We start from the raw sequence: 10,554 nt of genomic DNA on the forward strand, positions 1-10,554 counted from the left end.
CGGCATCGCCGACAATCAGCGTACCCACAATGCTGACCGATTGCCCAACCGCCCTTGGCAGACGCGAGCCCGCTTCACGCAGGGCTTCGAAGGCGCACATCATCAAAAGCGCTTCCAAGATGGTCGGAAAGGGAATGCCGCGGTGTTGGGCAACCACGCTGACGAGCAGCGGTGTCGGCATCAGGTCTTGGTTGTAAGACAACAGCGCCACGTACAAAGACGGCAACAAGAGGGAAGACCAATAGGCGATGTGGCGCAGAATGCGAACGAACAGCGTCAGTGAGTAATTCATGTAGTAATCTTCGGCTGATGCCAGGAAATAGATGAACTGCGCAGGCACCATCATACAGCTTGGCGCTCCGTCGAGCATGATGGCAATGCGCCCCTGTAACAGACTGCCCGTCACCCGGTCCGGTCGTTCGGTCTCTTCGGTTGTGGGAAACAGAGTGTACGGCGCGTCGCCGATCAGTTCGCGCAACTTGTTGATGTCATTCACTCCGTCGATAGAAATCTTGCGCAGCCGTTGGCGCGCTTCTTCCACCAGAGTTGGTTTGGCGATGCCTTCGACATAAACGATGCACACGGTGGTTTTGGAGTACACGCCGATGCGCATCGATTCGACCTTAAGGCGCGGACTGCGAATCCGCTTGCGGAGAAGCGCAATATTGAGCTCCAAATGCTCGACAAACGCCTCCTGCGGGCCCAGTAGGGTGGGCTCGTTGTCCGGCTTTTCGATTGCCCGGACCGGGGGCTTGCTAATGTCAAGGACGAGCGCCAATTTCGAACCGTCCGCGCAGAGTACCACCTGGCCGTCCGACACAGCTGTGTTCAATTCTTGCCGTGTCTTGATCCAACGAACGTGCACCGTGTGCAGGACGGACTCCATCTGCCGTATATTAGGCCGCGGTTGTGGCAAGACCTCAAGGGGTTCGAGAACGCCCTCTTCAATGCGCGCAAGGTCCACCAATCCGCGCAGCCAAACCAAAAGCACGCGCGTACCGTGCACGTCAACGTCACGGAGCTGCAAATCGTCGCAGTTTTTCCACTCCGCCTTGACCCAACTCCGCAATTGTTCTACAGAGGCGGGGAGCGGTTTGTCCGGCTCAGACAGCGAAGTGTCGACCAGGCTGGTTATCCTGCCGGGATCATTCCACAGGTCTTTTCTCTTCGTACGCCGAAGCTTGTCGAACATCATCGCATACTCCCCGAGACTGCTTGTTCCACTTAATTGTTATTTTGACCAGATACGTCCAAACCATGTACGAGCGTAGCCTCCCCTGCGTGTACGGCCGGACCAACTGCAGGGAGCGTTGGATCCGCTCCTCAATGTGTCGGTCATTCACGCAGCGCTGGCATAGGATCTCCGGCCCCTCGTGCCGCTCATATGAATTCGGACCCTGAAGCGGATACGTGATGACTGGACGGGGTTAACGAATTTCGTCCGCCTTCGACCCCTCCATTGTGGTAGGATCGTACATCATATTCACATGGACATGACAAAGTACCATCTGTGTAAAAAGATTTCGAGTGATTTAAGGTGCCGAAACCCACGCGGCTCAAGCTGGTGCTGGTCATGAGGGGGCTGAAGCAGGAGTGGCTGGCGGAACAGACAGGGCTTCCGTCCACGACGGTCAGCCGGATCGTCAACGGGGCAACGCCGACCCTGAGAAATGCACAGAAAATCGCACGGGCGCTGGGGGTGAGCGTGGATGATCTGTGGCCACTTGAGGAGGGCGAATCAGATGAAGGATAAGGAGAAAGAACACGGGCACATGGACAGTTCAGGATCTATTGCTCTCGATTGGAATACGATACGAAGCCGTATTACAAATTCAACTGTTGGGATCCAAAGCCGGAAATTATGAAGAGGATTAGAGCGGAGACAACAGATGACACCGGATTGCGATCCACGTAGTGGGCAGTACGTCCAGGGCGAAGACGGACTGAGAACCAAAGCCAGCACCCTGTGACATGCTGGATCTGCACGTGGCGGACAACGGAATACTGCAGGAGGGTGAGACATGGGATTTGTCAGCCCGCAAGTTGTAACGCTGCCAAATGGCACGGCTTTGACCGTGCGCATCGCAGAACCCGCCGATGCCTCGCAGGTACTGGAGCATACGAAGCAGGTCACAGCAGAGACGGACTTTCTCGTGACCACCCCGGAAGAGGTGACCTTGACCGTGGACGAGGAGCGAGTCTGGATCCAGCATCATCTGGACGATCCCGGCAGCCTCCTCCTGCTTGCCTGCGCCGGGCCTCAGGTGATTGGGATACTCAGCTTTCGCAGAGAGTCCCGTGTGCGTCTGTCTCATCACGGCTCCCTCGGTGTGAGCGTGCAAAAGGCGTGGCACGGTCAAGGTATCGGGCGCAAACTGGTGGAAACGCTACTGCGCTGGGCAGAGGCGAATCCCTGGTTAGAGAAGGTGTGCCTCGAAGTCTTCACCACGAATGAGCCGGCCATCCACCTGTATCATAGCCTGGGATTCCAAGAAGAAGGCCGGCGAAGGCGCCATGTCAAGCTGGGGCCTGATGCCTACGTTGACGTGTTGGTAATGTGCAAGTTCGTCAAGTGACCCCGTCGTTCCCGGGTTCCAGGCGGCGGCCGCCAAGGCTATCGATCCGCTGTTCGATCAGAGCCGGAAACCAGGGTCAAGACTCATTTCGGGGCGCGAAGATTAGCAAAAGATTTGCAGCGTCCGAGTCCGGCGCCACATACGCGAAATGGCGCGGGCTAACAACCCGCGCCACCACTGACTTTTTTGGTGCACCCGGAGGGACTCGAACCCCCGCAAGACGCGGTTTAGGAAAACGATGAAGCTCATCCGAGGTAGTGTTCAAGCATCCCAATGAGTCCAGAAAACCCGCGTCGCGACAGGGTTTGGTGGACTCATCATCACACCGCGTACTATCGCGTGCTTTGTTTTGGATTTTCATTTGGATTTTCACGTCTGGTGCTTATCCCGGCGCTTATAGGGTCACCGTTTACGGCACTCGCCGTGCGGGGTAGGGCCTCCCTAGTTCCAGGCACAACTGTCACTACATGCCGCTCCCTCTACACCGGAGGATTCTTCCGTGCTGCCCTTCCAGATTCTTCACACGTTCCATGGCCTTCGCCGGTGCACACGCGGCTCGGCTTCCTCTTGTCCCTTTCGGGTTTCAATTAACGATGCGGCAGGATTCACTTCATGTTACGGCCTGCAGTTTCGCTTCACCCATCCGGGCTTTTCGCAGGGCTTCACCCTTAGGCTCTCACCACCAGGTGCCTGCTAGCTACGAGGCGGTCTGGCCCCTACCTCGGCCGGACTTGCACCGGCTAGTTGTGCCTAGCTTTGCTAGGCGCGCTGTGGACTATTTGACGCTTACCAAAACGGAGCCCTTGGCGGGCCCCGTTTCCTCTGTTATCCATCCTCCAGCAAGGCGTCTCGCTCGCAACGCGCGATGATCTGTGTGTCAGCGCCGGACCCCTTCCCGAATATCTTTGACCACTTTGCCGTCCTTGAACACCGTGACCACATTGTTTGTGTTCTCCAACGATCGAATGTCCTTGAGCGGGTTGGTCCTGGTGATGATCACGTCTGCCAGTTTTCCCACCTCCACCGTACCGACCTTGTCTTCCCAGCCCATGCATTCCGCAGCGACTTTCGTGGTCGCCACAATCGCCTCCATGGGACTCATGCCGATCTCGCACATCAGCCCAAGTTCGCGCAGGTTCGTACCGTGGGGCATGACGCCGGCATCCGTGCCCATGGCGATCTTTACCCCTGCTTTATACGCCCGAGCAACGCTCTCCTTGTGGCACTCGATGACCTCGCGGCACTTGCGGATCCCGTACTCAGGCATCGAATCATCCCGTTCCGCCGCTTCCAACACGGATACTGGGGCGAGCAACGTGGGGACCAGGTACGTGCCGTGCTGTACCATCAATTCCGCCGTTTCGTCGTCGATGAAGACGCCATGCTCAATCGAGTGAATTCCGGCCAGCACCGCATTCCGGATGCCTTCTGCACCCTGGGCATGCGCCATCACCTTCACCCCGCGGCGGTACTGGCCTTCCTGTACCATGACTTTTAATTCTTCGAGGGAGAACTGCGTGAATTCGGGATGATCCGTCGGACTTAAGACGCCACCCGTCGCGTGTACCTTGATGACATCCGCACCGGCACGCAATATCTCGCGAACCTTCTTGCGGACCTCCTCCACTCCGTCGCACACGCCGCTCGGATGGCCCGGATAGCCCCTAAGATTCATATCGAGACCGGACAACATCCAGGAATCTCCATGTCCCCCGGTTATCGTGAGCGGCTCGATACTGACCTGCATCCTCGGTCCCTCTACCAAACCGTCCTCCACCGCCATCTTCAGGCCGACATCAGCGCCACCCGCATCGCGAATCGATGTGATACCCGCGTTCAACGTGTTCCGCATGTATGTCAGCGCCTTGTAAAAATTGTATGCGAACGGCGTCGTGAGGCGCTTCTGGAAGTTTTCCACCTGAAACATGATATGTACGTGCGTGTCAATGAACCCTGGCAGGATGCATCCGCCCTGTGCGTCGAACACTTCTGCGTCGGCTGGCACGTGCACGTGCGCCTCTGGGCCCACCGCAACAATTTTATTTCCATCAATCAGGACAGATGCGCTCTCCACCGGATCTCCACCACGGCCGTCAATCAATGTACCGTTGCGAATGAGCTTGAATGCCACTTCTCCAACACCCCTCGTCTGACGGTTTTGAATCTGGAACCTTTTCTTTCGATTATAGAAACGATTGCATCACGCCATCAACAGCCCAACGGCGACATTCACAAACGCGCGGACCCCGATGCCGAGTGCCCGTTCATCGATGGTAAACGCCGGATGGTGATGCGGGGCGTGCGACGGCCCACCGGCGCCGACGATGAAGAAGGTGCCCGGTGCGTGCTGCTGATAGGCTGAAAAGTCTTCCCCAGCCATGCTCGGTGTGTACGTCTCGACGGAGTCAACGCCAAACGTCGCCTCCAGGATGGCACGCACGCGCGATGTCAGTTCGTCGTCGTTGATGACCGGGCGATAGCCCATATGGTAGGAGAATTCGTAGGAAGCGCCGAACGCCTCTGTCACCCCGCGAATGATCTGCTCCATGCGGGCAGGCACCTGCGCGCGGAGCGCGGGATCGTAGCTGCGCACCGTTCCACCAAACTCTACAACATTCGGGATCACGTTATAAGCGCTGCCGCCGCTAAGCTGGCACACGGAGACGACCAACGGCTGGAGTGGATCCGTTTGCCTCGAAACCACCTGCTGCAACGCCACAATCGTATGCGCGGCGACGACCACGCTGTCGACGGTGGTGTGTGGATACGCGGCATGACCGCCCTTGCCGATGATCTTCCCCTTGAACGTGTCCGGCGCGGCGTTAACAGGGCCTGGGCAGATGTACACCCGGCCAACCTCACGCTGGGACTCCAGATGAATGCCGATGACCATATCGACTCCGTCCATGACCCCCGCGGCGACCATCTCCTCGGCGCCACCGGGGGGCAGTTCCTCCGCATGCTGGAACAGGAATCGGATTTCCCCGGATAGCTCCTGCCTGTACTTGCAGAGAATCTTGGCCGCACCGAGCAGCATGGCGGTATGGCCATCGTGCCCGCAGGCGTGCATCACTCCCGGTCGTTTCGAGGCAAAAGGAAGCTGAGTCGCTTCCTGGATCGGCAGCGCATCCATGTCAGCCCGGATGGCCAGCGTCTTGCCGGGCTTCGTTCCGATGAGCCGCGCCATAACACTGGTGGGTGTGGGGCGGGTCACCTCCAGACCCCCGAACGACCGAAGCGTCTCGTAGACGCGTTGCGACGTCTCGTGTTCGTGAAACGACAGCTCAGGAAATTCATGCATGGCGCGCCGCCATCCAATCACATCGTCAATCACCGCGTTGACATCCGCCTCGAACCGATCGCGCGGAAACGTCATGGTCATCCTCCCTTGAGGCCAGGTCTTGCAATCTCCTTCCTTCCGTAAACTCGCTCAGATCGAATGCAAAACTCCGGGGCGGTGCCGCAAAGCAGCCGCCCACGTGTTCTTGACTCTATTTGGCGATATCCACCGTGGTGAATTCTGCCCCACCCGTACCGCTGGGAACGTAGCCGGTCACATATTTGGCCGCGGCGTACAGCGGCGTGGTGTGGAACAGCGGAATGAGCGGGGTGTCCTGATGGATGATTTCCTGCGCCCTTTTGTACAAGGCAGCTCGCTGCGACTGATCGGAGACGTTCAACGCCTGCTGCAGCAGTTGGTCGACCTGCGGGTTCTTGTAAAACGACACATTGTAGGCGGGCGGCTTGGCGTTCGCGCTGTCGTAAATGGTGTACATGAAGTTCGTCGGATCCCATGTACCGGCGGACCAGCCGAGCAAGCACATCGGATGCTGCCCGCTCAGGACTTTCTGGATATACGTTGCCCAGTCGTACGTCTGAATCTGGACATCGATGCCGATTTGCTTCAGGTCAGCCTGCAGCGTCGCGCCAATCTTGTCCGGCTGCGGCATGTACGGGCGCGGGACCGCCATCACGTACAACGTAGTCTTGAACCCGTGCGGGTAGCCCGCTTCAGACAGCAACTGCTTCGCTTTCGCGATGTCCACCTTGTAATCCTGAAGTTCTGAATCAAAACCCCAGTTTTGTGGCGGCAAGATGGTCGTGGCGACGACGGCGGAGCCGTTCAGATATGCGTCCACAATCGCCTTCTTGTCAATGGTCATCGCGATGGCCTGGCGCACGCGGGGATCGTTGAACGGTTTCACCTGCGTGTTCATGGCGAAGTACCCCACGTTATTGCTGGGAGCCGTGATGAGCTGCAGATTCGGGTCCGCCTTCACGGCCGAGGCGTCCGACGGATTGACCCCTTCCATAAAGTCGATGGAACCGGAGCGAAGCGCGTTCAACCGCGCAGAGTTGTCCTTGATGACCTGGAATATCAGTTGATCCAGTTTCGGTTCCCCGCTCACCCGGTAGTGCGGGTTCTTCTTGAGCACAATCTTGTCGTTCTGCGTCCAACTCACGAATTCAAACGCGCCCGTGCCAACCGGATGCTCCTTGATGTCTCCGTTGTACTGCTTCAGACTCTGCGGCGACACGATGGCATAGGAGCCCTGTGTCAGGATGGACATCAGCGGTGCAAACGGATGCGTCAGGTCCAGCTCCACGGTGTAGTCATCAATCTTTTTGACGTCCTTCAGCACACAATCCTTGTCACCCTTGAACCCGCCGAAGTCAGATTTGAAGTTTGGGAAAGTTCCTCCTTTGTGGTACGGATTCGACGGATCCCACCAACGCTCAACGTTTTCCACCACCGCATCGGCATTGAAGGGTGTGCCATCTTGGAATGTGACGTTTTGCTGCAACTTGAGTGTCCATGATATTCCGTCAGACGACGGTGTCCAACTGGTGGCCAAATCTGGCGCTAACTCAGACGTGCCCGGCTTGTAGCGAACCAGCGTTTCGAAGATTTCATCGGATACCATGAAGGACTCCGAATCGACAGCGTTTGCCGGATCCAGCGTGACCGAATCCCCGCCCCGGCCGACAACCAACGTCTTGTTTCCCCCGGGCGGACTCCCGGCAGCCACATTGCCACCCCCGCTCGTGCCACACCCCGCCAACAGTACCGCGGAGCACAGCGCGGTCGCCACTGCAGACACAAATCTCCTCACAACCCACACCCCTTTGCGTGCTCCCGGCGAACGGACCTGGTTCCTGTTCCAAAGGCCGTCGACAGCGCCAGTCTGCGGTGCTGTCCGTAACGCCATCCCAGTTCATCCGTCTGCGCCGATCCTGCCATCTTGCTGACTCTACCATCCGTGATGACAGGAATGATAAAATGATAATATTCGATATTTTCATCCGATTGTAAAGGTCATGTCCACATGGTGTCAACCATGGCCATTCCGCACAGGAGGCGATTTTGGGGAGCACAAGCGTTTTCACTCACGCCCAGACCAAGATTCCCTGGCTATGAACCTCGACGGAGCCGCTGCAAACAATGTGAGCATTCGATTCTCAAATCGTGAGAGCAGGACGAGGAGAACAACAAAGTGCATTCGAGGCAGTGTTCAGACTTCCCAAAGAGCCCACAAAACCCGTGCCATGACAAGGTTTGTCGTATCGACGATCTGCTCCGGTAGCTTGGTAATGCAAGATAGATGCCACGAAGTAAGGGCACACACAAATCGAGATTCTGCCGCAGACACGGCCGTCATTGCCTGTACATCAGTTTCCCATGGGCATTGAAAGCCTCGATGCTTCTGGGACCGTAATGTATACCCGCTTTGGGCGGATACGTGACCGCGTCTCCATACACCCCGTTCTGGACTGGAAGATCGTCAACCCGACCGTCGTGCCATGTGACGCGGACACGAGTTACTTCCTCGTCCTGAACCACGCCGCAGTCCAGGAAGTAGTTTGGGTATGTTCGCGGGTAACCGGGACACGTATATTCACTCATCTGGAAATTATAGATCGGCAGATGGCTATCCGTCACTTGGGACACGGGGAATGGTTCCATATGCAAGATGTCCCATGAGGCGGCGTTTCCTTGAATGGCTGCGACTGCAGCGAAATAATCGCTTTGGCGGACGCGAAAGCTGATGAAGGCGAATCCGTATTCACCCGTGACCTGACTCCATCTGACCAACAGGTCCTGGACTGCAGCTTGATGGGTGGTTGCGGTTGTGTTGCCAAAGCCCGCAGAAAACGGCGATTCCAACGCCTTTTGGACCGCGTCACGAAACTCGCTCGTATCCAACACCGTGCCGCACGCGTTTCAACACCGCGTTCCTGTGACGCTCGGTCAATTTGCCGCAAGGAAGAGATTTGATTTGCTGGCGTAGGTAATCCTCAAATTCCACCCTCGATCATCTCCTTACCAATCAAGTCTTGCAACTGCTCTAACGCCCTTCTGTAACGGATTCGGACTGTACGTTCCGATACATTTGGGACCGACGCTATCTCTTTGAGCGTCAGGTCTTCGCGTATGTGAAGCAGGATAACTTCCCGGTAAATCTTTCTCAGACGAAAGATTATAGTGGTCCCATGAAACTGAACAAGCGACAGGGGGCCATTTAAGCTACACTATGGGCATGCGAAAACACTACTCGGCTTCATTCAAAGCACAGGTCGTACTGGAACTTCTTAGGGAAGAGAAGACGGTTACACAGTTGGCCTCGGAGTACGGGGTTCATCCAACCATGCTGCACCGGTGGAAGAACACGGTTGTGGATAACCTGTCCAGCCTGTTTGAGGATGTGGATAAAAAGAACACTACGGCCATAAAGAGAGAACATGAAAAGGAGTTGGAGGAGCTTTATTCCAAAATTGGACGTCTAACCACTCAAGTCGAGTGGCTCAAAAAAATCTGGCCTCAACCCGGACTCGTGAAGAGCGTATGGAGATGGTCGAGCGGGACCATCCCGAAATTCCGCTGAGTAAGCAGGCTGAGTTGTTGAGCCTGAATCGCACCAGCCTGTATTACAAGCCTGTGGATAAACCAGAGGAGGAGGTGCGCCTCAAGCACCGGATCGACGAGATATACACAGATCACCCGGCGTACGGTTCCCGGCGGATCACAGCCGTACTGCGCCTTGAGGGATGTTAATCGCAAACGTGTACAACGCTGCATGCGAGAGATGGAAATTGCAGGAGTATGCCCTGGGCCGAACCTCAGCAAACGGAATATTCAGCATAAAGTCTATCCGTATCTGCTGCGCAACGTTCGGGCCAGTCACAACAACCATGTATGGGGGATTGATATCACCTATATTCGCCTCAAGAAAGGCTGGATGTACCTGGTAGCTGTAATCGATTGGCATTCTCGGTACATTGTGAGCTGGCGACTGGAGCAGACCATGGACATTCAGTTTGTCCTAGCCGCCGCTCAATCGGCTCTGGAACAGGGGAAACCGGAGATCTGGAACAGCGACCAGGGCAGTCATTTCACCAGTCCACAGTACACGAATTTGCTGAAAGAGGCGGGTGTGCAAATCAGCATGGACGACCGGAACAGGGCTGTGGATAACATCTTCACGGAGCGGTTCTGGCGGACGTTGAAGTATGAAGAGGTGTACACGAAAGAGTACGCCAGCCCGAAGGAGGCGAGGGATTCAATCAGAAAATTCATTCACTATTACAATCACGAACGGCCACACCAATCGTTGGGGTACCACACACCTGCCGAGATTTACCTGAAGGGGAAGGCCAGAAGACCCTGATATGAACGAGGCGGTCAAGCCCCGTGGCTCTTGGGTTGAGTGCCCGGCCCGAAGGCAATGCTCGTCGACGGTTGGCAGTCTGATATCCGCGGGTTGAGTACCGCATTTCATGCCTTCCGTCACGGGGCTGCCTCTGACTAAGTGCGTGAGTTCGGCTATCAGCCTTTCACAAGGGTCTGCCGAGGATTCCCCTACCGGATTCATTGCCTTCAGGCCCGACATTCAACCAACTGTTCGATCCATACTTGCTCGGCTGTAACTGGCTCGGCTGTAGTGGTATCAGGACACTGCTGTCGATGGACGGAGATGAC

8 protein-coding genes and 1 pseudogene are annotated in these 10,554 nt (G+C 56.5%); 3 read left to right on the forward strand and 6 right to left on the reverse strand.

Annotation, left to right across the window (positions count from 1 at the left end; all coding sequences use genetic code 11):
- The coding region (locus BM357_RS17620) for a spore germination protein (RefSeq protein ID WP_074956577.1) at window positions 1-1,192 on the reverse strand (1,192 nt) is incomplete at its 3' end.
- Between the two features lie 345 nt (window positions 1,193-1,537).
- Here BM357_RS17620 and BM357_RS17625 point away from each other — a divergent pair.
- Entirely contained in the window at window positions 1,538-1,753 is a 216-nt protein-coding gene (locus tag BM357_RS17625; RefSeq protein ID WP_231493550.1) for a helix-turn-helix transcriptional regulator, read from the forward strand.
- Window positions 1,754-2,021: 268 nt separating this feature from the next.
- On the forward strand, window positions 2,022-2,576 hold the full coding sequence (locus tag BM357_RS17630) for a GNAT family N-acetyltransferase (protein WP_074956580.1): 555 nt from the start codon (window positions 2,022-2,024) through the stop codon (window positions 2,574-2,576).
- A gap of 877 nt (window positions 2,577-3,453) precedes the next feature.
- Here BM357_RS17630 and BM357_RS17635 read toward each other — a convergent pair.
- The 5 genes from BM357_RS17635 to BM357_RS20815 all read right to left on the reverse strand — a co-directional run bounded on the left by BM357_RS17635 (window position 3,454) and on the right by BM357_RS20815 (window position 9,089).
- Window positions 3,454-4,707 (reverse strand): metal-dependent hydrolase family protein, encoded by a 1,254-nt coding sequence (locus BM357_RS17635; RefSeq protein ID WP_074956582.1) that lies wholly within the window; start codon window positions 4,705-4,707, stop codon window positions 3,454-3,456.
- A gap of 69 nt (window positions 4,708-4,776) precedes the next feature.
- The gene (locus BM357_RS17640; RefSeq protein ID WP_139234782.1) at window positions 4,777-5,952 is read right to left on the reverse strand and encodes an amidohydrolase; all 1,176 of its coding nucleotides are present in this window, start codon (window positions 5,950-5,952) and stop codon (window positions 4,777-4,779) included.
- A gap of 115 nt (window positions 5,953-6,067) precedes the next feature.
- Window positions 6,068-7,690 carry an ABC transporter substrate-binding protein gene (locus BM357_RS17645; RefSeq protein WP_074956586.1) on the reverse strand — a complete coding sequence of 541 codons (1,623 nt, stop codon included), beginning with the start codon at window positions 7,688-7,690 and terminating at the stop codon, window positions 6,068-6,070.
- A 542-nt stretch (window positions 7,691-8,232) separates the two neighbouring features.
- On the reverse strand, window positions 8,233-8,784 hold the full coding sequence (locus BM357_RS17650) for a hypothetical protein (protein ID WP_139234783.1): 552 nt from the start codon (window positions 8,782-8,784) through the stop codon (window positions 8,233-8,235).
- 89 nt (window positions 8,785-8,873) lie between these two features.
- Window positions 8,874-9,089, reverse strand: a complete 216-nt coding sequence (locus BM357_RS20815) for a sigma factor-like helix-turn-helix DNA-binding protein (RefSeq protein ID WP_083430658.1) — start codon at window positions 9,087-9,089, stop codon at window positions 8,874-8,876.
- A 20-nt stretch (window positions 9,090-9,109) separates the two neighbouring features.
- Between BM357_RS20815 and BM357_RS17665 the strand changes: the two are divergent.
- Window positions 9,110-10,243, forward strand: a pseudogene (locus BM357_RS17665) (IS3 family transposase).
- Window positions 10,244-10,554 lie beyond the last annotated feature (311 nt).

Origin of the sequence: Paenalicyclobacillus macrosporangiidus, from assembly GCF_900116805.1 — a bacterium.
Lineage (GTDB): Bacteria > Bacillota > Bacilli > Alicyclobacillales > Alicyclobacillaceae > Alicyclobacillus_H > Alicyclobacillus_H macrosporangiidus.